21 protein-coding genes, 1 tRNA gene and 1 pseudogene are annotated in these 22371 nt (G+C 50.7%); 16 read left to right on the forward strand and 7 right to left on the reverse strand.

The annotated features are described in order from the left end of the window. The first annotated feature begins 5 nt into the window (after nt 1-5). Entirely contained in the window at nt 6-272 is a 267-nt protein-coding gene (gene sdhE / locus C8D90_RS07005) for an FAD assembly factor SdhE (RefSeq protein WP_115457706.1), read from the forward strand. After that, nucleotides 253-672, forward strand: coding sequence for a protein YgfX (locus C8D90_RS07010; RefSeq protein ID WP_115457707.1), 420 nt, complete (start codon nt 253-255; stop codon nt 670-672). The genes sdhE and C8D90_RS07010 overlap by 20 nt, the downstream gene beginning before the upstream one ends. Before the next feature lie 17 nt (nt 673-689). On the opposite strand, the gene fldB is transcribed toward C8D90_RS07010, so the two are convergent. Next, nucleotides 690-1208 carry a flavodoxin FldB gene (gene fldB / locus C8D90_RS07015; RefSeq protein WP_115457708.1) on the reverse strand — a complete coding sequence of 173 codons (519 nt, stop codon included), beginning with the start codon at nt 1206-1208 and terminating at the stop codon, nt 690-692. A gap of 130 nt (nt 1209-1338) precedes the next feature. Between fldB and xerD the strand changes: the two genes are divergently transcribed. From xerD to C8D90_RS07075, 12 genes are all read left to right on the forward strand, one after another. Then, on the forward strand, nt 1339-2238 hold the full coding sequence (gene xerD / locus C8D90_RS07020; RefSeq protein WP_115457709.1) for a site-specific tyrosine recombinase XerD: 900 nt from the start codon (nt 1339-1341) through the stop codon (nt 2236-2238). 28 nt (nt 2239-2266) lie between these two features. Beyond that, a complete protein-coding gene (dsbC, locus tag C8D90_RS07025) occupies nt 2267-2986 on the forward strand; it encodes a bifunctional protein-disulfide isomerase/oxidoreductase DsbC (RefSeq protein ID WP_115457710.1) in 720 nt (239 codons plus the stop codon). 5 nt (nt 2987-2991) lie between these two features. Beyond that, nucleotides 2992-4725 (forward strand): single-stranded-DNA-specific exonuclease RecJ, encoded by a 1734-nt coding sequence (gene recJ, locus C8D90_RS07030; protein ID WP_115457711.1) that lies wholly within the window; start codon nt 2992-2994, stop codon nt 4723-4725. Between the two features lie 171 nt (nt 4726-4896). After that, a protein-coding gene (gene prfB / locus C8D90_RS07035) for a peptide chain release factor 2 (protein ID WP_115457712.1) occupies nt 4897-5995 on the forward strand; the annotation gives its coding sequence in 2 pieces (ribosomal slippage) (nt 4897-4971 and nt 4973-5995; 1098 coding nt in all). A gap of 9 nt (nt 5996-6004) precedes the next feature. Continuing rightward, nucleotides 6005-7522 (forward strand): lysine--tRNA ligase, encoded by a 1518-nt coding sequence (gene lysS / locus C8D90_RS07040; protein WP_115457713.1) that lies wholly within the window; start codon nt 6005-6007, stop codon nt 7520-7522. Between the two features lie 158 nt (nt 7523-7680). Next, nucleotides 7681-7754: transfer RNA gene (locus tag C8D90_RS07045), tRNA-Gly, on the forward strand. A 245-nt stretch (nt 7755-7999) separates the two neighbouring features. Beyond that, nucleotides 8000-8539, forward strand: a complete 540-nt coding sequence (locus C8D90_RS07050) for a type IV secretion protein Rhs (protein ID WP_115457714.1) — start codon at nt 8000-8002, stop codon at nt 8537-8539. Between the two features lie 4 nt (nt 8540-8543). Further along, complete coding sequence (locus C8D90_RS21950; RefSeq protein WP_147291338.1) at nt 8544-8957, forward strand: putative T6SS immunity periplasmic lipoprotein; 414 nt, start codon at nt 8544-8546, stop codon at nt 8955-8957. 461 nt (nt 8958-9418) lie between these two features. Next, on the forward strand, nt 9419-10597 hold the full coding sequence (locus C8D90_RS07060; protein ID WP_115457810.1) for a NupC/NupG family nucleoside CNT transporter: 1179 nt from the start codon (nt 9419-9421) through the stop codon (nt 10595-10597). Nucleotides 10598-10707: 110 nt separating this feature from the next. Continuing rightward, nucleotides 10708-12054, forward strand: coding sequence for an OprD family outer membrane porin (locus C8D90_RS07065; RefSeq protein ID WP_230472965.1), 1347 nt, complete (start codon nt 10708-10710; stop codon nt 12052-12054). A 28-nt stretch (nt 12055-12082) separates the two neighbouring features. Beyond that, nucleotides 12083-12799 carry an acid phosphatase AphA gene (gene aphA / locus C8D90_RS07070; RefSeq protein WP_115457716.1) on the forward strand — a complete coding sequence of 239 codons (717 nt, stop codon included), beginning with the start codon at nt 12083-12085 and terminating at the stop codon, nt 12797-12799. Between the two features lie 172 nt (nt 12800-12971). Then, nucleotides 12972-13223 (forward strand): putative T6SS immunity periplasmic lipoprotein, encoded by a 252-nt coding sequence (locus tag C8D90_RS07075; RefSeq protein ID WP_115457717.1) that lies wholly within the window; start codon nt 12972-12974, stop codon nt 13221-13223. 51 nt (nt 13224-13274) lie between these two features. Here C8D90_RS07075 and C8D90_RS07080 read toward each other — a convergent pair whose 3' ends face one another. The 5 genes and pseudogenes from C8D90_RS07080 to C8D90_RS07095 form a co-directional block, all read right to left on the reverse strand. Then, complete coding sequence (locus C8D90_RS07080; RefSeq protein WP_230472966.1) at nt 13275-13928, reverse strand: 4Fe-4S binding protein; 654 nt, start codon at nt 13926-13928, stop codon at nt 13275-13277. 15 nt (nt 13929-13943) lie between these two features. Further along, nucleotides 13944-14135 (reverse strand): annotated as a pseudogene (locus C8D90_RS22480) (4Fe-4S dicluster domain-containing protein); the annotation flags it as partial. Further along, nucleotides 14135-14947: a dimethyl sulfoxide reductase anchor subunit family protein gene (locus C8D90_RS07085; protein WP_115457719.1), complete on the reverse strand. Its 813-nt coding sequence runs from the start codon at nt 14945-14947 to the stop codon at nt 14135-14137. The gene C8D90_RS07085 and the pseudogene C8D90_RS22480, both read right to left, overlap by 1 nt. Further along, entirely contained in the window at nt 14940-15569 is a 630-nt protein-coding gene (locus tag C8D90_RS07090; RefSeq protein ID WP_115457720.1) for a DMSO/selenate family reductase complex B subunit, read from the reverse strand. Before C8D90_RS07090 ends, C8D90_RS07085 begins: the two co-directional genes overlap by 8 nt. After that, nucleotides 15556-17952 (reverse strand): DMSO/selenate family reductase complex A subunit, encoded by a 2397-nt coding sequence (locus C8D90_RS07095; protein WP_162844372.1) that lies wholly within the window; start codon nt 17950-17952, stop codon nt 15556-15558. Before C8D90_RS07095 ends, C8D90_RS07090 begins: the two co-directional genes overlap by 14 nt. 722 nt (nt 17953-18674) lie before the next feature. On the opposite strand from C8D90_RS07095, the gene C8D90_RS07100 reads away from it, so the two are divergent. Together C8D90_RS07100 and C8D90_RS07105 are read left to right on the forward strand one after the other, a co-directional pair. Continuing rightward, entirely contained in the window at nt 18675-20237 is a 1563-nt protein-coding gene (locus C8D90_RS07100; protein ID WP_115457722.1) for a PTS transporter subunit EIIC, read from the forward strand. 12 nt (nt 20238-20249) lie between these two features. Beyond that, nucleotides 20250-21629, forward strand: a complete 1380-nt coding sequence (locus C8D90_RS07105) for a family 4 glycosyl hydrolase (protein WP_115457723.1) — start codon at nt 20250-20252, stop codon at nt 21627-21629. Here the strand turns inward: C8D90_RS07105 and C8D90_RS07110 are convergent. Next, on the reverse strand, nt 21613-22371 hold the full coding sequence (locus C8D90_RS07110) for a MurR/RpiR family transcriptional regulator (protein WP_115457724.1): 759 nt from the start codon (nt 22369-22371) through the stop codon (nt 21613-21615). The two genes, C8D90_RS07105 and C8D90_RS07110, sit on opposite strands and share 17 nt — an antisense overlap.

Here is a 22371-nt window from a genome sequence, read left to right on the forward strand (position 1 = left end):
AAATCATGGATATTGATAATAAAGCACGGATCCACTGGGCATGCCGTCGCGGTATGCGTGAGCTTGATGTTTCTATCATGCCTTTTTTCGAGCATGACTATGATTCGCTGAGCGATGAGGAAAAGCGCGTTTTCGTGCGTTTACTGGAATGTGATGATCCGGACCTGTTTAACTGGCTGATGAATCACGGGGCACCTCAGGATGAGGATATGAAGCGCATGATTGCGCTGATTCAGACGCGAAATCAAGCCCGTGGCCCTCTGGCGTTGTGATATCCGGGTTTCGTGGCGTACGCAGCTGGTTTTTCTGCTCGGTCACGGCGCCCTGATTTTACTGATCCTGCTGTCGCCTTGGCCGGAAAGCTATGGCGTTTACTGGCTGCTTCCGCTGGTGCTGCTGGTATTCGCCTGCATCCGCAGCCAGACGCTGATTGCGAAAAATCAGGGAGAGCTGAGTCTGGCGCCGGAAGGGGAGCTACGCTGGAAAGGGACGTCGTGGGTACTGTGCCGGACGTATCACATGAGCGATTTCGGCGTGCTGTTGTCGCTCAGGGCGAAAAATACCGGCCGGAGCAAGCGCCTGTGGCTTGCCGCGGACAGTATGCGGCCCGATGAGTGGCGCCGGTTGCGTCAGTATCTGCTGTTCCCCGGCTCTGTTTCGCCGGAAATGTGAAATGAAAACGCAGGCGATCACAGCAGCGCGTCGATCTCCTGCATGATCTGAATACACCACTGTTGCAGCCGTTCGTCGCTCAGGTCGTATTGGTTTACCTCATCCAGCGCCAGCCCGACGAAGCGTGTGCCGTCCGGCGTAAGCGGTTTGGGGCTGGTGAACTCATAACCTTCGGTAGGCCAGTAGCCGACGAACGTGACGCCCAGCGGCGCCAGGCGATCGTGCAGCATGCCCAGGGCGTCGAGGAACCATTCGCCGTACCCCAGTTGGTCGCCCATGCCGAACATAGCGACGATTTTTCCTTTCAGGTTCAGCTCAGGCAGCCGCTCCCACACCGCTTCCCAGTCTTCCTGAATTTCGCCGAAATCCCAGGTGGGGATGCCCAGAATCAGGATATCGTACGTTTCCATCAGGTCGGGTGAATCATCTTTCAGGTTATGCAGCGTAATCAGCTCTTCGCCGAGCGTCTCGCGGATTTTTTCCGCCGCCATTTCGGTGTAGCAGGTGCTGGAACCATAAAACAGACCAATTTTCATACCGTATCACTATTCCGTATTACTATTGCGTTGTCAGGGCCGGGCGGCAGTGTACCAGATTTGAATCCTCCGCAGGCATCATGCACACTAAGCGACGGAATGTAACAGCGGTAACTAACAGGGTGGATGCGTGCAGCAGCAGGATCAGGCTCTTATCGAACAGTTTCTTGATGCGATATGGCTGGAGCGAAATCTGGCCGAGAATACGCTGGCGTCCTATCGTCTGGATTTGCAGGCGTTGGCCCAGTGGCTGGCGCACCACGGCTCCTCGCTGGAACAGGCCGGAACTGAAGAGCTTCTGGGGTTCCTGGCCGAGAGGGTGGACGGCGGTTACAAGGCCAGCAGTTCAGCGCGTTTGCTGAGTGCGATGCGCCGCCTTTACCAATATTTTTACCGGGAAAAAATGCGCGCGGACGATCCTTCCGCGTTGCTGTCATCGCCAAAACTTCCCCGCCGCCTGCCCAAGGACTTGAGCGAAGCGCAGGTGGAATCGCTGTTGCAGGCGCCGGACACGGAAACGCCGCTGGAATTACGCGACAAGGCGATGATGGAAGTGCTGTATGCCACCGGGCTGCGGGTTTCCGAGCTGGTGGGGCTGACGCAGGGCGATGTCAGCCTGCGTCAGGGCGTGGTGAGAGTGATTGGTAAAGGCAACAAAGAACGTCTGGTGCCGCTGGGCGAAGAGGCGGTGTACTGGCTGGAGAACTATCTGGAATACGGGCGCCCCTGGCTGGTGAACGGGCAGACCGTCGACGTACTTTTTCCCAGCAGCCGGGCGCAAAAGATGACCCGCCAGACCTTTTGGCACCGGATCAAACATTATGCGGTGCTGGCGGGGATCGACGGCGATCGCCTCTCGCCGCACGTTTTGCGTCATGCATTTGCCACACATTTGTTGAACCATGGCGCGGATCTCCGTGTCGTACAAATGTTACTCGGGCACAGCGACTTATCGACGACCCAAATTTATACTCATGTAGCCACAGAACGGCTGAAGCAGCTACATCAACAACACCATCCGCGGGCCTGACGGCCGTGGAACGGAAAGGAAGAATCGGATGAAAAAAGGTTTGTTTGTACTCTCTCTTTTGGCGGCAACAATCACCGGCGCCGCCCATGCCGATGATGCAAGCATCATGCAGGCACTGAAAGGGTTGGGTATCAATAAGGCGGAGATTAAGCCTTCTCCCGTAGCAGGGCTTCAGACGGTATTTACCGATAACGGCGTGTTGTACGTCACCAGCGACGGCACGCATATTCTGCAGGGGCCGATGTATGACGTCAGCGGCAAAATGCCGGTCAACGTGACGAATCAACTGCTGAACCAGCGTCTGGAGAAGCTGGAACCGGAGATGATCGTCTATAAAGCGCCGAAAGAGAAATACGCCATCACCGTTTTCACCGATATCACCTGCGGCTACTGCCACAAGCTGCATTCGCAGATGAAAGAGTATAACGACCTTGGGATCACCGTGCGTTATCTGGCCTTCCCACGCCAGGGGCTGAGCTCGCAGGCGGAGAAGGACATGCAGTCGATCTGGTGCGTGGCCGAGCGCAACAAGGCGATGGACGCCGCGATGAAAGGCGACAGCATTTCGCCGGCGACCTGTAAGTCGGATATCAAAAAGCATTACGAACTGGGCGTTCAGTTCGGCATTCAGGGGACGCCCGCGCTGGTGTTGAGCAACGGCATGGTGATTCCGGGCTATCAGGGGCCGAAGGAGATGCTGGCGATGCTCGATGCCCAGTCCCAGTTACTTAAAGCGTCGGGTGGTTAACGACGTTGATTGTTTCTACTCATCTTCGCCGCCGTGAGGCGGCGGATTGCTCCGCACTGCCCGACGACCTTCATCCGTTATTACGGCGCCTGTACGCCAGCCGCGGCGTGCGTTCCGTCGCCGAACTGGAGCGCGGCGTGCGCGGCCTGCTTCCCTATCAGCAGCTTAACGGCATCGACCAGGCGGTTTCCCTGCTGCATCAGGCGCTGCAAGAACAACAGCGCATCGTCATCGTCGGGGATTTCGACGCCGACGGCGCGACCAGCACCGCGCTTTCCGTTCTGGCCCTGCGCAGCATGGGCGGCGGCAACGTGCAGTATCTGGTGCCCAACCGCTTTGAAGACGGATACGGCCTCAGCCCGGAGGTGGTCGAACAGGCCGCAGCGATGGGGGCGGAGCTTATCATGACCGTGGATAACGGCATTTCCTCCTTCGCCGGCGTGGAGGCTGCGCACCAGCGCGGTATCCGCGTGCTGGTTACCGATCACCACCTGCCGGGCGATGTTTTGCCGGCAGCGGATGCGATGGTGAATCCTAACCTGGCAGACTGCCCGTTTCCGTCCAAGTCGCTGGCCGGCGTCGGCGTCGCATTCTACCTGATGCTGGCATTGCGCACGCACCTGCGTGACAGCGGTTGGTTTGAGCAGCGGGCGCTGGCGGTGCCTAACCTGGCCGAACTGCTGGATTTGGTGGCGCTGGGCACGGTGGCTGACGTCGTGGCGCTGGACGGCAACAACCGCATTCTGGTGCATCAGGGGCTGAACCGTATCCGGGCCGGGAAATGCCGGCCGGGGATCCGTGCCCTTCTGGAAGTAGCGAAGCGCGATGCGCGTCAGCTGGTGGCTAACGATCTGGGCTTCGCCCTGGGGCCGCGGCTGAATGCGGCGGGGCGGCTGGACGACATGTCTATCGGCGTGGCTCTGCTGCTGTGCGACGATATGGCGCAGGCGCGTGCGTTGGCGAACGATCTCGACAGCCTGAACGCCGCGCGGCGCGAGATCGAGCAGGGCATGCAGGTCGAGGCGCTGCAGATTTGCGACGAGCTGGAGCGGACTTCCGCGCAGATGCCTTACGGGCTGGCGATTTACCATCCGGAGTGGCATCAGGGCGTGGTCGGCATTCTGGCCTCGCGCATCAAGGAACGTTTTTACCGCCCGGTAATCGCATTCGCACCCGCCGGCGACGGCATACTGAAAGGCTCCGGCCGTTCGGTGCAGGGGTTGCATATGCGTGATGCGCTGGACCGGTTGGACACGCTGCATCCCGGCCTGATGCTGAAGTTCGGCGGTCACGCCATGGCGGCCGGGCTGTCGCTGGAAGAGACGCGTTTCGATGAATTCCGCGCGCGCTTTGCCGAACTGGTCGGCGAATGGCTGGATGCTTCCCAACTGGAAGGCGTGATTTGGTCTGACGGCGAACTGACCGCGCAGGAACTGACGCTGAACGTCGCTGAAGTGCTGCGTGATGGCGGTCCCTGGGGGCAATCCTTCCCGGAGCCGACCTTCGACGGCAAGTTTAAAATATTGCAGCAGCGCCTGGTCGGGGAGCGCCATCTGAAACTGATGCTGGAACCGCTGGGCGGCGGGCCGATGCTGGACGGTATTGCTTTTAACATTGATACCACCCAATGGCCGGATAACAGCGTACGGCAGGTCGAACTGGCCTATAAACTGGACATCAATGAGTTCCGCGGCAACCGGAGTGTACAGCTGCTGATTCAGCATCTTTGGCCGTCGTGAGCGGGCGGGCGCAAATCGGCGTATGGTAAAGGAGGATCGGATCCTCCTGAGTTGGCGCCATTTGATGCCTTTCGCCCCGCAGTTGCTATATTCTGTAGGTGTAATCCGCTAGAATTGCATGCTTTGCTGCATAACGTATCCAATCACCACTAACGAAAGAACTCTGAAAACATGTTTGAAATTAATCCGGTAAAAAACCGAATTCAGGACCTGTCTGAGCGGACAGAGGTTCTGAGGGGGTATCTTTGACTATGATGCCAAACAGGAACGTCTCGAAGAAGTAAACGCCGAGCTGGAACAGCCCGACGTGTGGAATGAGCCGGAACGCGCTCAGGCGCTGGGTAAAGAGCGCTCTTCCCTGGAAGCCATCGTAGATACCATCAACCAAATGACGCAGGGGCTGGAAGATGTTTCCGGTCTGCTTGAGCTTGCCGTTGAAGCTGACGACGAAGAAACGTTCAACGAGGCAGTGGCTGAACTGGACGTCCTGGAAGAGAAGCTGGGCCAGCTGGAGTTCCGCCGTATGTTCTCCGGCGAGTATGACAGCGCTGACTGTTATCTCGACATTCAGGCCGGTTCCGGCGGCACTGAGGCGCAGGACTGGGCCAGCATGCTGCTGCGTATGTACCTGCGCTGGGCGGAAAGCAAAGGCTTCAAGACCGAAGTTATTGAAGAATCAGAAGGCGAAGTTGCGGGGCTGAAATCCGCCACGATCCGGATTGCCGGCGACTACGCTTATGGTTGGCTGCGTACCGAAACCGGCGTGCACCGTCTGGTGCGCAAGAGTCCGTTCGACTCCGGCGGTCGTCGCCACACCTCGTTCAGTTCCGCGTTCGTGTACCCGGAAGTGGACGATGATATCGATATCGAAATCAACCCTGCCGATCTGCGCATCGACGTATACCGCGCCTCCGGCGCCGGCGGGCAGCACGTTAACCGTACGGAATCCGCGGTGCGTATCACCCACCTTCCGACGAATATCGTGACCCAGTGTCAGAACGATCGTTCCCAGCACAAGAACAAAGATCAGGCAATGCGTCAGCTGAAAGCCAAGCTGTACGAATATGAAATGCAGAAGAAAAATGCCGAAAAACAGGCGATGGAGGATAACAAGTCCGACATTGGCTGGGGCAGCCAGATCCGTTCTTATGTGCTGGACGACGCCCGCATCAAAGATTTGCGCACCGGGGTTGAAACGCGCAATACACAGGCCGTGTTAGATGGCGACCTGGATAAGTTCATTGAGGCAAGCTTGAAAGCCGGGTTATGAGGAAACAATATGTCTGAACAACAGTCACAGGGTGCCGAACAGGCACTGGATCTTAATAACGAAATGCAAACCCGCCGCGAAAAACTGGTGGCGCTGCGTAAGGAGGGAATCGCGTTTCCGAACGATTTCCGCCGTGATGCTACTTCGGACAAGTTGCATAGCCTGTACGGTGAAAAGGACAACAAGGAACTGGAAGACCTGAACGTCACCGTTTCCGTGGCCGGCCGTATGATGACCCGTCGCATTATGGGTAAAGCCTCTTTCGTGACTTTGCAGGATATGGGCGGCCGCATTCAGCTGTACGTCGCCCGTGACGATCTGACGGACGGCGTCTATAACGAGCAGTTCAAAAAATGGGACCTGGGCGACATCATCGCCGCGCGCGGCAAGCTGTTCCGCACCCAGACCGGCGAGCTGTCGATCCACTGCACCGAGATCCGTCTGCTGACCAAGGCCCTGCGTCCGTTGCCGGATAAATTCCATGGCCTGTCCGATCAGGAAACCCGCTATCGTCAGCGTTATCTGGACCTGATCGCCAACGAAGAGTCGCGTGAAACGTTCCGCACCCGTTCTAAAATCCTCGCCGCCATCCGCAGCTTCATGGTGGGCAGAGGCTTTATGGAAGTTGAAACCCCGATGATGCAGGTGATCCCGGGCGGCGCTTCCGCGCGTCCGTTCGTTACGCATCACAATGCGCTGGATATCGATATGTATCTGCGTATTGCGCCGGAGCTGTACCTGAAGCGTCTGGTGGTGGGTGGCTTCGAACGCGTGTTCGAAATCAACCGTAACTTCCGTAACGAAGGGGTTTCTCCGCGTCATAACCCGGAGTTCACCATGATGGAACTCTACATGGCGTACTCAGATTACAAAGACCTGATCGAGCTGACGGAAGATTTGTTCCGCACCATCAGCCGTGACGTGCTGGGCAATACCGTGGTGCAGTACGGCGATCAAACCTTTGACTTCGGCAAACCGTTCACCAAGATGACCATGAAAGAAGCGATTGGTCACTACCGTCCGGACATCAACCTGGCTGATTTGGATGATATGGAGAAGGCGTGCAAGATTGCCGAATCTCTGGGCATCAAGATCGAGAAAAGCTGGGGGCTGGGCCGCGTGCAGTGCGAGATTTTCGAAGAGACTGCCGAAAGCCAGCTGATTCAGCCGACCTTCATCACCGAGTACCCGGCGGAAGTTTCCCCGCTGGCGCGCCGCAACGATGACAATCCGTTCATTACCGATCGTTTTGAATTTTTCATCGGCGGCCGTGAAATTGGTAACGGTTTCTCCGAGCTGAATGATGCGGAAGATCAGGCCGAGCGTTTCCTGGATCAGGTGAAAGCCAAAGATGCCGGCGACGACGAAGCCATGTTCTACGACGAAGACTACGTGGTTGCGCTGGAGCACGGCCTGCCGCCGACCGCGGGCCTGGGCATCGGTATCGACCGTATGATGATGCTGTTCACTAACAGCCACACCATCCGCGACGTGATTCTGTTCCCGGCGATGCGCCCGGTGAAATAAGCAAAGCGGCTGGTATTTATACGCGCAGAAGCCCCGCCGTAAACGGCGGGGCTTTTCTTTGTGCATAAAGGTTTAACTGCCTAAATTCTATGCGGTTAGTGCGTCTCTTCGCTTGCCGACGGGCAAGAAGTGATTATAATGGTTGGCAGCTTCCCGATGCGGGCGTAGTTCAATGGTAGAACGAGAGCTTCCCAAGCTCTATACGAGGGTTCGATTCCCTTCGCCCGCTCCAGACTTCTCTCTTTTCTACTGATAATTATAAAATTATATTTATCAGCTAGTTATCATCAACCTCATTCTGAGGTACAACAATAACTACCCATTGAACTACGCCCGCACCTGTCGCATTTGTTGTGAGTAACGGCTTGGGCATACCATCAAGACGATAATGGTTAAACATGTTTAAGTATCATCTTATTGCTTTGCTGACTAAAAAACGCTCTTATCATCGTTTCCATAGGACTAGGCGATTTCTTGATGGGACAGGAGCACAAAGAGGGAACACAACGACCACTCACAATTGGTGAGGTAGCGTTAGCCCGGTCTGTATACGGCAATTCTATCGATTACAGACGTGTAGTTGTGCATTGTGATTCATATTTTCCTTTCGGACAGCAGCCATCTAATTACGCAATGGCTCCGAATGGTGAGTTGTGGTACAGGAAAGAAAGATATTTCACCGACTTTTCAACAGCTCCCCGTGTTGATCAACATGACTATATCCACGAAATGGCTCACGTTTGGCAACATCAAAAAGGTATGTGGGTTAGAACCAGAGGGCTTTTTAGTCGGCTTGTTGATTACCGTTACCGTCTCGACGGTAAAAAGGTATTGAAAGATTATGGGATGGAACAACAGGCTTCAATCATTGCAGACTATTGGTTCCTAAAAACCTTTGGGCATAAAGAATGGTTAGATGCCATTGGGTCTGGAGTACGTTTCCAAGGGGTAACTGATAAAGATATGATTAAGAAATATGAGTACACTTTATCCCAGTTCCTCAAGCAACGAGGGTAATCGAATGAAAAGGACTTTATTGATTAGTGCATTAAGCTTTTCTATTACCGGTTGTGGGCTTATGTATGACAACAGGCAACCTCCTCGTCTAAATGCTTCTATCACTACCATTAATAACAATGTATGTGTTTTGGTTCAGCCAGAAAGCGATGAGATTGTAGCATCCGTCTATATTGAAGAAGCCGGTAGTGATAAGAATAGATTCTCTAAAAACAATCTAAATGCGCCTATCAAAAGTGACCAGTGTGTTTCAGATTTTGGTTATAAATTTGAACCAGGGATCATTTACCATTTCACTACAACACTTGAGTCTCCTAGCAAAAAGAAACAAGGTGCTGAACCATATGCTCGTTTCTATGTTGTCAGTTTCATCTTGCAGAACAACAACGGTAAACTAGAAGCGACTACCCCATACTAACTTTTTGATTTATCATAAGAACCGGGCTAGGTGTGACCTACGATCCGGTTTTTTTGTAGCTATATGAAACTTCTCAATATCTGAGGGACTACAATAAGACTAAATTCTGGAGGGACTACACAAGGGCTTCCCACTTCGCCTTTACGCAGGAGTAACTCACAGCCGCAACTGGCGCATGTCCAGTGCCCGGTGATATAGGAGGCCTCAGCGGCTTCCTTAGCGTTCACATCTTGATTGCGGTCGTTAAGGATTCATTACTTGTGTGAATATTACCATTCTAACATAAAATGTTAGAATGGTGACTTTTTGGCGCTATCTGTTTGCACTGTTGTGATCTTTGTCACTTTAAAGATATTCATTGTTGTTATAGTTCTAACATTGATTATGTTGATGATTCAGATGTATCTAACGGACATCTTCAGGAATCCGTCAGCTGAAGCTGAAGATTGTTAGGGAAAAAGATGAAGTATCTTATTGGTTTTACGAGTTTTTTAGTGATTTTCGTTCTCGCGGTCCTGGCCAGTAATAACCGAGGAGCTATCCGTTATCGGCCATTGGTTGTGATGCTAATCTGTCAGTTCATTTTTGCCGGTTTGTTGTTAAAAACAAGCGCGGGTAACCAAGTGATAGCTGTTATTGCTGGCGTGTTTGCCAATTTAATGGCCTATGCGAGTGAAGGCGTTAACTTTGTCTTTGGCGGTTTGCAAAACAAAGGTGAGCTCTCTTTCTTTATTGGCGTGCTCTTACCTATAGTTTTTATTTCCGCTCTTATTGGTATCCTTCAACACCTGAAGATACTGGGCTTCCTTATTCGTTACATCGGACTGGGACTAAGTAAGATTAATGGCATGGGGCGTCTTGAGTCTTATAATGCGGTTGCCTCTGCAGTACTAGGTCAATCAGAAGTCTTTATTTCAGTTAAGCAACAACTGGGGCTTCTTCCTCAGCATCGTCTCTATACACTGTGTACATCTGCGATGTCGACTGTATCAATGGCTATTGTCGGTGCTTATATGGCAATGCTGGAACCTCGCTATGTAGTAACCGCTCTGGTGCTTAACCTGTTTGGCGGATTTATAATTGCATCGGTACTTAATCCTTATAAGGTCGAACCCAACGAGGATATTCTCACTGTATCCAAAGGCCATCAGAGCTTCTTCGAAATGTTAAGTGAGTATATTTTAGATGGTTTTAAGGTAGCGCTCATTGTTGGGGCTATGTTAATTGGTTTTATTGCGTTAATCACGATGATGAACGCTATATTTACCGCTATATTCGGTATCTCATTTCAGGCTCTTCTGGGATATCTGTTTGCTCCAATGGCCTATCTGGTTGGGGTTCCATGGTATGAAGCCGTGGATGCAGGTAGCCTGATGGCAACCAAGATTGTGAGTAATGAATTTGTAGCGATGCTGAGCCTGCAAAATATGGCAGCTGAATTCTCCGTTCGTACTATGGCTGTTCTTTCGGTATTCCTGGTATCGTTTGCTAACTTCTCATCTATCGGAATTATCGTTGGTGCGATTAAGGCTCTGAATAATGATCAGGGTAACAGTGCTGCTCGTTTTGGCTTAAAATTATTATATGGGGCAACGTTGGTCAGTTTCCTCAATGCGACGATTGTTGGCTTGTTTTTCTAAAGCTTACAAAGCAATCAAATAATAATGTGTAATCATTATGTCTCAACATGTTAAATGTTGGGCCCTTACTCGGCTTTAGTAATGAATAAGCAATACAAGGGATTGTCGATATGTTAAATTACTGTTTTTCAAATAAGCCTCTGGCTATATTTTTATTAATGTCTGCATCAATTTCACCGACATATGCAGCTGAGGAATCGAGGGGTGGAATATCAAATAGTGTAAATAAAATTATAACTGACAGTAGTGCAGATATTTCATTAAGAAATCAATTCAAAAACCTTAACACTTCTGACTATGGCGAAAGGTCAGTACAAACTGCCTGGGGGCAGGGGGTAACATTAGATTTCCGTTCTGGGTATTTAGCTGATGTCATCGGTTTTGATACATCGTATTACCAGGTTTTTAAATTGGCGGCGAGTGATGAATTCGCTGGACGTAGTATCTTATATAATGATAATGGAAAAGCGAAGGGGTTTCATAAATTTGGCCAGCTATATGCTAAATTGAAATTTGACGGTGAAGATAGTTATTTCAGGCTATATTCTGGTTGGCAGATTATCAATAAATGGGGGGCGTTGACGAATTCGAGTCGTGCGATACCCAGTACCTATCAAGGTTGGAGGATGGATAGCGAACTTGGACGAGTCGCTTTTCGGGGCGCATGGGTTGACCGATACAGCGATCGTGGTTCCCCTGATCAGGTTCATTTCCAGACTGCCGATCGTAAGAAAAATATAAGCTACTTAGCCACCGGAGAACTCAGCTATAAACAAAAAGATTACAGCGTGCTCTATTTCTATGGCGAAAGTCATAACTATATGCAACGGCATGGCGTAGAAGTAGGCTGGCAACCTCAGTCTTTAGCTAAGAATCAGGGCCGGGTACTTACAATGTTATATATGAACCATGGTCTCAAAGATTTCAAAGCGATGAGTTCTGATTATCGTCCATTCAATAATGATGCATGGCACGCTGCATTTTACCTGGACTGGAAACAGAATAAATGGAAAAATAAGTTGGGTGCATCCTGGACGAAGGCTAATTCTTCAGATGATCACCTTGGATATTTTGAGCGACATATGGCGAAAAATAGTCGTGGTAGATTTAATTCCATGGCTGATGCATGGGGTAATGACTACGTCGGTAATAATGAAAAATCAGTAGCGTGGACGACGGAATATAAAATATCACCAGAAGTTAACATCGGTTTACAGAGCGCCATTGGTTGGGGGATGAAATACCACTCCCGATCAATTGAGCGTGGTGAGACTATTTTCTTCTCCAGATGGAAACCCTCATGGGAAAATAATTTAAGTTTCCAGTTGTCCGGAGGTCCTTCATGGAATTATCAAAGTAAAAAAAATCGACCAATTCTGACTGATGATGGTAGGCCAAAGCGTGCTGTTAACCATTCTGTTGAATTCCAGATCGATTATGCATTTAATCTATTCTGATTGTTAACCTGTTTGAGGGAAAATATCCATGTATAAATATAAAATGGCTCGCTCTGCGGCATTAATTAGCGCTCTTATTTTCACTGCGCCAGCTTTTTGTGCTAATCCGACTTCACCTGTTGCCAGCATCGGTGCAACGTTGCAACAGATGACCAAACAATATCCGATTCATCTCATTTCAATAGAACAAATTGCAGAGGAGTTAAAGAATAAACCGCCGATGGATATCGGTTTTGATATTGATGACACCATCTACTATTCTACCCCTGCATTTATCCATGGTCAGCGAGCGTTATCGCCTGAGAGTAATGACTTTCTGAAGAAAAGTGAGTTCTGGGATCAACTTAGTAACGGTTGGGATAGTTTTTCCGTTCCCAAAAAATCTGCATCTGCATTGATTAAGCTGCATATGGATCGCGGAGACCGTATTTGGTTTATTACCGGCCGCCCGAAACCTACAAGCGGAAAAGAGACTGTGACTGAGCTGTTGGGAAAAGATTTCTCCATTCCGCAGGAAAAGCTGAATAAAGTTATTTTTGCCGGAGAAGACAAAGGGGCGAAAATACAATATATCCGTGATCGGAACATCAAATATTATTATGGGGATTCTGACGGTGACATTAAGGATGCCCGTGAAGCTGGCGCAGAACCTATTCGTGTGATGCGTGCACTGAATTCCTCTAACCAACCGATGCCTCGCAACGGCTCATTAGGCGAAAAAGTATTGATTAACTCTGACTACTGATTGATTCATTTTCCTGTTAGTCCCCCACCAGTCAGGGTGGGGGATTATTGAGAACTGAGAAAACTATTTCTGGGACGCTGCTAATTACTCTCGAATTTAGCAAGTATGGAAACACTCGAACCATTGGAGCAACAGGCAAGCATAATCGCCGATTACTGATTCTTGAAAAAGTATGGCTATCAATGAAATTGGTAATGATAAAAATAGATTAAGCAAATATGATCTAAACGAAAAAATCACGACTGGTGATTGCGTACCAACGTTCGATTACAAGTTTGACGCAGGGAAGATATATACCTTTGATATTTATCTTACTTCAGAAAACAAACTAAAGAACCATACAAAACCAGCTGTGCGTTTTTATGGAGCGAGTTTTACTCTGCAAGATAATAATGGAAAGCCGGAGGCGACGACACCCTACTAAACCGCTAGAGTCATGCCTGGTCGTTTACCTCTATCCACTGAAATCCTTGCGCTATCGCATTCCGTAACCGTGCTGGCGACATACCAGACATTGCGCGGTGTGCTCATCCCATGAAAGAAATGTCCGGGAGCATGTCTTACACTGTGTATTGTGCAGAGGGTAAACAATTTCCTCTGCTTTACGCGCCTCAGGCGTAATGGTGATGGCATCGGCTGGGCATACCGCCTTGCATGCATTACAACCATTGCAAGCATTGGTTATAACGCTCAGGCTTTCACCCCCAAGTAACAAGGCTTTTTGCGGGCACACCCGTACACATGCCGCACATAAAACACAATCTGCGGTATCTAACTGTGGTGTGTGAGTGCTGAACTCGGGGAAAATATTCCATGAATCATCAGGATCCATCGCCGCAGAGCAGGCTGAGGCGTCGCGTACATGGAGCAGGTTACGCCGGCTGATATTTAATCCATTACTTTGCGGTGGATAAATCTGCCAGCCATGTTCCCCAAATTCACGCAACTTAAGATTCAGTGCTGCGATGGATAATCCCCACTGCGGAAAATCATCGAGTTCGATCGCCACCCCCCGGATATGCTGTTTCGTATGCCACAGTAAGAGTTCGTTGAGTGTGGGGGGCAGTAGCGTAAAGGGCTCCACCAGGCACTGATCCCGAAAATATCGCACCGGCGGTTTCAGGTTCACCAATGCTTTTCCGGGGCATACATATAAACAATTTCCGCAGTGAAGGCATTGCTCATCAGTCAGTGAAATGCCCTGGGGGGTTACCGTCAGGGCTCCGACAGGGCAAACATCAACACAGGCGCGACAGGAAGCGCGCCGAAATTTGTGGTAGAGACAAGACTCACCCACCCGGGCAGGTGGGGAGTCTGGCAAAGAGAAGCGAATCATTAGCTGATGCTAAAAAAGGCAAATCGCAGCAAAACTTCCGCCACTACCAACATTGCCCCGCCCAGGAAAAGCGATCCCTTACGGGCGCGGAATACCCCGCCAACAAAAGCGCAGGCCCCGACAACAGACAGAACCCAGCCGGTCAGACGTACATAACTCGTGGCGTGGAATGCTGCCAGAGGGTTGTGCGGAAACGTCAGGGCATCGTTGAGTCCGGCCTCAGAGAGCCAGGTCATGTAGGGGATCTGCGTCAGCAAGCGAACCAGCACGACACCAACGATTATCACCACCATCAGGCGCGACATTCTGGCATTGGATGGCGATAGCAGTAAACTGGCCATCACCGCACCGATAATTCCCACCGAGCCATAGAACATCACCAGAGTATTAAAATGCATCCATGTCGCCACTGAGGTATGGATGTAGATCTCACTCATGCAGAAAACATCTATCAGGCCCAGCAGCAGCGCTAACGGAATAAAACCTTTCCACAGTCTACGCTTAAACAGCAATGCCAGCAGGCTTATCCCCGCCGCAGCAAGAAACAGACTGGCAAAAACGATTTCACGGCTCAGCCACGAACTGCTGATATGCCGCAGCGCATTGAAAGCGTTAAGCGGATACCCAAGATGGAATACTGATGCCAGCAACCCGCAGCCAGCCATGACACAGGCTGAAAATACCGGCAAAAGCAGCCGTTTTTGCTCCCCATCAGAAACATTTCCGCAGCACGGTTTCAGCGAAAGAAACAACGTAAGCCCTACCGCGCCCTGCAAAAGGAGCGTAAAAATCAACAGCGGCCATTCATGCATTGCGTTTCTCCTTTTTTTCCGCTCCCTGATGCGCTTTGATCACCAGATTAGGCCGCGTGATCGCAGAATCTGGCAGCCCGTTGACATCGCAAAGGGCGCCGAACTTCTTACGCAATTCATCAATAGGGCCAAACTGAATGGCACCAAGCGGACACGTCGCCACGCATATGGGTTGCTCTCCCTGCGCCTGAAGATCAACACAAAAATCGCATTTGGACATTTGTCCGGTTTGCTCATTCAGCTGTGGCGCGCCGTAAGGGCAGGACCATGCACAATAGCCGCAGCCAACGCATTTGTCCGTGTTTACTCTGACGATGCCGTCGCCGGGTCTTTTATGCATTGCCGTCGTCGGGCAATTTTTGGTACAGATGGGGTCTGCACAGTGGTTACAGGAAATTGACAGGGTATATGCGAACACGTTGTTCTGCATTCCCCCCTGTCCGGTTGGCATGAAGCCGCCGCCTTTCACTTCGTACACCCGGCGAAAGCGGCGACCCACTTCGAGATTATTTTTATCTTTACAGGCCACCTGGCAGGCTTTGCACCCGGAGCAACGTGACGAATCGATAAAAAAGCCCAGCTGTTTATCACTTACCGGGGCATAATCCTTAAACTGATTCATGCTTCCCTACCTCCACCAGCATGGTTTGATGTGAATTACCTTTCGCCAGAGCAGTTATTCTCGACGAGCTCAGTACGTTGGCGCACCCGCCATGGTCCACGCCTTGCGCATCAGGTTGCCACCATGCCCCGGCCTGCATGGCCACCACGCCAGGCATTATGCGCTGAGTGACTTCAGCATCCACAAGGCTGACTCCGCGCTCGTTATGGATTCGGACCTTATCGCCCTGTTGAATGCCCCGCGGTTGCGCATCCAGTGGGTTTATCCACAATTTTTGCGTCTGAACCTCCTGCAGCCAGGGGTTGGCATACTGCGTCGAGTTTGCGCGATTTTTCCCTTTCCAGGTGATCAGCTGTAACGGATATTGTTTCGCCAGAGGATCTTCCGGCCCTTCGTGCGCCGGCACATAGTGCGACAGCGCCGGAATTTCCGGATGTTGCATGTCATAGAGCCGTTTTGAGAAGATCTCTATTTTTCCGGAAGGCGTAGGGAAAGGATGATTTTGCGGGTCGCGGATGTTTTCTTCAAAGGCGATCCAGGGAGCGCTTTTGAACAGATGGCGACGTTTGACCTGCAACTCTTCGAAAGTTGGCAGTTTCTCATCAGGCATCGCCTGACGCGTTTTTTCCCAGATATGCTCAATCCACTGCTTCTCGTCACGCCCCTGGCTAAACTCGGCTTCCACCCCGAGTTTCGCGGCCACTTCACGCTGCCATTCATAGTCGCTCCGGCGTTCGAATTCCGGCTCAATCACTTTTTCAGACAGTACCAGATAACTTCCCGTCCCCCAGGTTTCACCGATGTTCCAGCGCTCCATAAAGCTGGTTTCAGGCAGGAGCACGTCGGCATAGCGGGCACTTGGCGTCATATACAGGTCGCTGACGACGATAAACTCGATTTTCGACTCATCTTCAAGCACTTTAGCCGCTTGATTGACATCCGGATTTTGGTTGGCAAGGTAGTTACCCGCCAGTGAGAAAAGGATACGAATATTACTTTTCAGTTTTTCCGCACCGACCAGGCCATCTTCCTGAGTCACTTTGCTGGCATCATCCGCCGCCTGAACCCAGTTCATGATGGAAATCTTTTCTTTCACTGGATTATCCAGGGTTTCCGTTCCCGTGGTAAATTTACGGTTTGCGCATCCGCCGTAGCCGGCTGCCCACCCGCCCATAATTCCCACATTACCGGTGATCGTCGCCAAAATCGTAGAGCCGCGGGCTGAACGTTCCCCACAGTTATGCCGCTGTGGCCCCCAGCCCTGAATAAGCGCAGCGGGTTTGGTCGTCGCATAATCCCTGGCTAACTGGCGAATTGTCTGTGCGGGGACGTGGGTTATTTTTTCCGCCCATTCGGGCGTCTTGACCACGCCATCTTTCTGTCCCATCAGATAGGCGACCAACGACTCATTTTCCGGAACGCCTTCAGGCATCGACGCTTCATCAAATCCGAGCGTGTAGCGGGTAATGAACGCTTTATCGTGGAGGTTTTCGCTGATGATGACGTACATCATTGCGTCCATCAGCGCATTGTCGGTCGTGGGTAAAAGAGGGATCCACTCGTCAGCAAGTGAGGAGGCCGTATCCGAATAGCGCGGGTCCACCACGACAAAACGTGTGCCGTTTTGCTTCATCTGCTGAAAATAGTGGTTGGTATGGCCGAATATACTTTCAGTAGGATTATGCCCCCACAGAATAACCAGTTTAGTCTCTTTCAGGGTATCAAGAGAGTTACCACTTGCCGCTGCACCATATGTATACGGTGTTGCCGCAACGGTATTGCCCAAACTGACGGAGTGATAGTAAGAGAGATACCCTCCGGTTATATTCAGCAGGCGTTTCATCATTCCGTCACCGGAAAACGCGCCGCCGCTTGTCGCGGTATTGTTATGCATAAAACGCGACTCAGGGCCATACTTGGCCGTAATGCGCTTCAGATTATCCGCAATCAGCGTTGTTGCTTCATCCCATGAAATCCGCTGGAATTTTCCTTCACCACGCTTACCCACGCGCTTCATCGGATATTTAAGACGATCAGGGTGATAGACGAACTTCCGGTATCCACGCCCACGCACGCAGGCCCGCATAATCGGCATCTCAGGATCTAGTTCATTATCAGGGCGGGTAGTAATTCGGGTTACTATCCCCTCTGAGACATGTGCACGGATATCGCATTTGCCCCCGCAATCGAAAGTGCTGCACGTCGCAATCACTTTTTCTGCGGGGACAGTGTTGGATTTCTCTGGTTTTTCTGAAGCAGAAGCTGCACCGGCACTTACTGAGACGAAGGGCAAGGTCAGAAGTAATGACCCTGACTTAAGGGCATCCCGGCGCGAAAGACGTAGAAAATTCTCGTCTTCTGTTGTTTTATTTTGTTCTCCCACAATCACTCTCCGGTATTAGGTCAGGAGAGGATTTTTGCTTACTCCTCAGGGAAGACTATTGATGCGCGTCAATGGTGCTTAAATAATAATTCTTTTCGGGTAGTTCTCCTATAAAAGCGACACGGCAGGACTGTGGTGGTGAAGTCTAATTTATTGTTCCGGCGGATATGATTATTTATAAACATTCAGTTTTTGTATGTAAATGGGGATGTTCAGACTGAGTGCCTCAATGGGGGCAATTGCCTATTGTTGGCGCGATGCCCATTAAGGGCGCAACCGGTATGATATCCCGGTATTAAATGCATTGCTGCCGGTATTCGGATTCCTGCTGGTTCTGCAAATAATGTTTAAGAATAAAACGTTGGCTATTCGCGCAGCAGATAAAGCGATAAAAGTACAGCACTAAAAACATCTCAAACTAACATCAGGAAAATGAGCTTCTGCACAGGGCCGGAGCGTCATGGATTGAGGGAGTATTTAGGATGCAACCGTGACATCCCTCTTTTTTCATTATTTTTACCACGTGCTGATAGCCCGGGAAGAGAGCCGTCAGCAGACCCTTCCCGTCTTCTATAGGCATGCAAAACGAAACAGGTATTCATTTATCGATAATTTGTGCCTATTTTTCGCAACAGGTTTCCATCCCTCAACGGAGTTGTTATAACACTATCGTTGGAAGCACTTATCTAATAATTACAAATACCCTATATAAAGGAATAGCCATGTCTGTAATACGTCAACGTATTCTGGCGGATATGCAAAGATTCTCCAGAGCAATGATCGGGGCTGTCTTGTTCTTGCCGGTTATTGGATTAATTCTGGCATTAAGTTCAGTATTAACCAATCCGACGCTTATTTCTGAAACCAGTTTCTTACACCAGGTCGGTCAACTCCTTGGCGATACCTTCTGGCCATTGTTTGGCAACCTGGGCCTGCTTTTTTGCGTTGGCATCAGTTATGGCCTGGCGAAGGATAAAAAAACCGAGGTCGCGCTGGTTGCCGTCATGTGTTTTATCATGTTTTTAGGTGCGAACCACTCCTGGCTGGAATACACTCACACCATTGCTGAGAAAGTAAACGGCGAATATTACGGCACCGGGCAAACACAAATATTGGGTTTTGTGGTTGTCGATATGGGAATGTTTTTAGGGATTATTCTTGGCTGCACCATTGCCTGGGTACACAATAAAGTCTCTGAAATAGAACTGCCCGGCGCACTGTCTATGTATGGTGGGGCAAAACTCACCTTAATTGTCATGACGCCGGTAATTATCTTATATGCCATTGCCTTTACCTGGTTCTGGCCGATCATGACCCACGGTATTGCCGCCTTAACCGGTTTTATGAAAAATGCCGGGGTCGCCGGTGTTTTCGTTTACGGCTTCTTTGAAAAATTCCTGATCCTGACGGGCCTGCACCACTTCGTCTGGTCGCCGTTCCAGTTAACCCAGATTGGCGGAAGCCTGAGCGTTGACGGGCAGACGGTTTCCGGTACTCAGGCCATCTTCCTGGCTTATATGCGCCATCCGGATCTTACGCCGATAATGAATGAAGCACTGCGTTTTTCACAGCAGGGCATGACCACTATCTTTGGCCTCTCCGGCGCGGCGCTGGCGTTCTATCATACCGCCAGTCCTGAGAAGAAAATGATGGCGAAGGCAATTCTGCTGCCGGCGATTATTACCTCGATCCTGACCGGAATTACGGAGCCCATTGAGTTTACATTCTTATTTATTTCACCGCTGCTGTGGCTGATTCACTCCACGCTGACTGCGGCCTCCCAGGCGCTCTGCGACCTGCTTACCGTACGCCCGTGGGGAGCTTCCGGCCTCATTGAGTTCCTGGTTTATAACCTTCCGCTGCCGGTAGCCCTAACTCGCTGGCCGGTGTACGTCTTGATTGGTATCGGACAATTCGCCGCTTACTATGTGATATTCCGTACCCTGGTCATCAAACTGAACCTGAAAACGCCGGGTCGCGAAGATGACGGTGAAGTGAAGCTCTACAGCAAAGAAGATTACCGCAACAAAAAGGCCAATGCAGGTCAGGCCGTTACCGATGAGATTATTAGAGGATTAGGCGGTAAAGAAAACATTATATCTGTTGATAACTGTTTTACCCGGTTACGCGTCGCGCTCCATCATCCCGAACATATTGATGAGGCTTTATTAAAAAGTACCGGAGCCAATGGTGTCGTGCGTAATCAAAATGAAGTTCAGGTTATTTACGGTGTGAAAGTTGGGCAGGTCCGAGCCCGGGTAGATAACTGGCTGGCAAATAATTAATCAGGAGTTGTTATGAAATTGACCGTATTAGGCGGGGGCGGCGTTCGTTCCGCATTCCTGGCGAAATCACTGGCATATAATGCGCATCGTATTGGTTTACAAGAAGTTGTATTTCTCGACAACTCGGAAGAGAACCTGAAAAATTTTGGTGAAATCGCCCGCTATGTATTTGCCGCTATTCGCCCTGATATTCATTTTAGCCTGACGACAGACCCGGTATCCGCATTAAAGGACACCAATTATGTCATCACCACTCTGCGCGTCGGCGGCGATGAAAGCCGCGTGCGTGATGAGCGTATTGCGCTGAACCATAATACGCTGGGGCAGGAGACGACGGGAGCGGGCGGTTTTGCCATGGCGATGCGCTCAATTCCTGCCATTCTCAATTACTGCCGTCTGATTGAAGAACATGCTGCGCCGGATGCCATTCTGTTTAACTTTACGAACCCCTCCGGGCTGGTAACCGAAGCCATTATTAAATCCGGATTTAAACGCCGGGTTTACGGCATCTGCGACGCGCCTTCAGAACTGATTCGCGAGCTTCCGAGTATCCTCGGCTGCGACGAGTCGGATCTGAAAGTAGAATGCTACGGTCTGAATCACTTCTCATGGTTCACTCACTTCACTGTAAAAGGCGAGGATGTGACTGACAAGCTGGTGAGCAACCCGGAACTGTACAGCAAAACGGCGATGCAGTACTTTTCGCCGGAGCTGGTTCAGCTTTGCGACAAACAATTGCTGAACGAATATCTCTATTACTACTATTATCGCGAAGTGGCTCTGAAGGCGATTCAGGACGCGCCGGAAACGCGCGGTGAGACGATCGCGCGGATCAACCATGAAATGCGTGAAGAACTCCGGCGCGTTGATGCGAAAAAGGATCCGGAAGCGGCATTTGATATCTGGATGAAACACTACCTGCGTCGTGAAAATAGCTATATGCAGAGTGAGTCGCAGCAGGAAAAATTCAACACCCGTGAGCCGCTCACGCTGCAGCAGTTTATCGAAGAGCCGGATACCGGCGGTTACGCCGGGGTGGCGCTGGATATTCTCGAAGCCGTCAACAGCCCCACCACTAAACGCATCGTCGTTTCACTGCAAAACAACGGAACACTGGATTTCCTGCGCCCGGACGATGTTATTGAGATCAGCTGTGACCTCAGTAAAGAGGGGTTGAAGCCTGTTACGCCTGTTCACGTACCGGATGCTCAGAAAAATATGATTTCCTGCGTGAAAGAATACGAGCGCCTGGCCGTGGCCGCCATTATGCAGAAAGATAAGTCACTGGCGATCCGTGCATTAATGGCGCACCCGCTGGTTGGCTCCTGGTCGCTGGCGAAAGAACTGGTTACCGAATACCTCAGCGAAGCGCATTTCAGCGACTGGAAATAATCGTTCCCGGGGCGTCGGCTGGCGCCCCGGAAGGATTTTGCATAAACCACAGCTTCAGCAGATGTTCGAAACCCAGGATGCAGTAGCCAAAGAAAGGATTGCTCCAGTAAATATCATCATCAAATTTTTGCGGGTCATGGATGATGACGGCGGTGTCCGCAGCCTGCGCCAGCGGGCTCTGATAGTCACCGGTAAAGCAGACAAGGTCGGTATTTTTGCCTGCCAGCGCCTTTACCCAGTTCAGTGCCGAGCTGCTGCGCCCTGATTTAGACACCAGCCAGATAGAGTCAAATTTTGCTGCTGTTTCTTGTTCGAGTATTTCATAGTCCGGCCACAGCGCCAGACTGGCATTCACGCCAATCACCAGGAATTTATTATAAATATATTGTGCAATAAGTTGAGAGAAGCCGCTGCCATGAATAAGAATGCGATCGTGACGCAGGCGGTTTAATAACGGAGTCAGATTTTCGGCCGGCTGGATATTCATAAAATTAACATCGTTAGTGACGTCAAGCTTCGGCATTGTGATATTAAACTTGATGAAATAGACCAGCTCCAGCCAACCGCTGAACTTGAGCTTCTTCGCTAACCTGACCAGCGAGGAGGGATTGCTGTAGCAGCGTTCCGCTACGGTTCGGATGCCCTCGCGAATGCATTGCTCGGGGTCATCCTGAATGAAGCGCAAAACGGTTATTTCTGTCTTACTCAACTTAACATCACGAAATACGTTTTCCAGTTCCAT

Origin of the sequence: Enterobacillus tribolii, from assembly GCF_003363015.1 — a bacterium.
In the GTDB taxonomy this organism is placed as follows: domain Bacteria; phylum Pseudomonadota; class Gammaproteobacteria; order Enterobacterales; family Enterobacteriaceae; genus Enterobacillus; species Enterobacillus tribolii.

Excerpts from the sequence above, each read along its gene's own strand:
- sdhE (WP_115457706.1), top strand. The coding sequence starts at position 6 with ATGGATATTGATAATAAAGCACGGATCCACTGGGCATGCCGTCGCGGT.
- fldB (WP_115457708.1), bottom strand. The coding sequence starts at position 1,208 with ATGAAAATTGGTCTGTTTTATGGTTCCAGCACCTGCTACACCGAAATG.
- dsbC (WP_115457710.1), top strand. The coding sequence starts at position 2,267 with ATGAAAAAAGGTTTGTTTGTACTCTCTCTTTTGGCGGCAACAATCACC.
- lysS (WP_115457713.1), top strand. The coding sequence starts at position 6,005 with ATGTCTGAACAACAGTCACAGGGTGCCGAACAGGCACTGGATCTTAAT.
- C8D90_RS07050 (WP_115457714.1), top strand. The coding sequence starts at position 8,000 with ATGGGACAGGAGCACAAAGAGGGAACACAACGACCACTCACAATTGGT.
- C8D90_RS21950 (WP_147291338.1), top strand. The coding sequence starts at position 8,544 with ATGAAAAGGACTTTATTGATTAGTGCATTAAGCTTTTCTATTACCGGT.
- C8D90_RS07060 (WP_115457810.1), top strand. The coding sequence starts at position 9,419 with ATGAAGTATCTTATTGGTTTTACGAGTTTTTTAGTGATTTTCGTTCTC.
- C8D90_RS07065 (WP_230472965.1), top strand. The coding sequence starts at position 10,708 with ATGTTAAATTACTGTTTTTCAAATAAGCCTCTGGCTATATTTTTATTA.
- aphA (WP_115457716.1), top strand. The coding sequence starts at position 12,083 with ATGTATAAATATAAAATGGCTCGCTCTGCGGCATTAATTAGCGCTCTT.
- C8D90_RS07075 (WP_115457717.1), top strand. The coding sequence starts at position 12,972 with ATGGCTATCAATGAAATTGGTAATGATAAAAATAGATTAAGCAAATAT.
- C8D90_RS07085 (WP_115457719.1), bottom strand. The coding sequence starts at position 14,947 with ATGCATGAATGGCCGCTGTTGATTTTTACGCTCCTTTTGCAGGGCGCG.
- C8D90_RS07090 (WP_115457720.1), bottom strand. The coding sequence starts at position 15,569 with ATGAATCAGTTTAAGGATTATGCCCCGGTAAGTGATAAACAGCTGGGC.
- C8D90_RS07100 (WP_115457722.1), top strand. The coding sequence starts at position 18,675 with ATGTCTGTAATACGTCAACGTATTCTGGCGGATATGCAAAGATTCTCC.
- C8D90_RS07105 (WP_115457723.1), top strand. The coding sequence starts at position 20,250 with ATGAAATTGACCGTATTAGGCGGGGGCGGCGTTCGTTCCGCATTCCTG.
- C8D90_RS07110 (WP_115457724.1), bottom strand. The coding sequence starts at position 22,371 with ATGGAACTGGAAAACGTATTTCGTGATGTTAAGTTGAGTAAGACAGAA.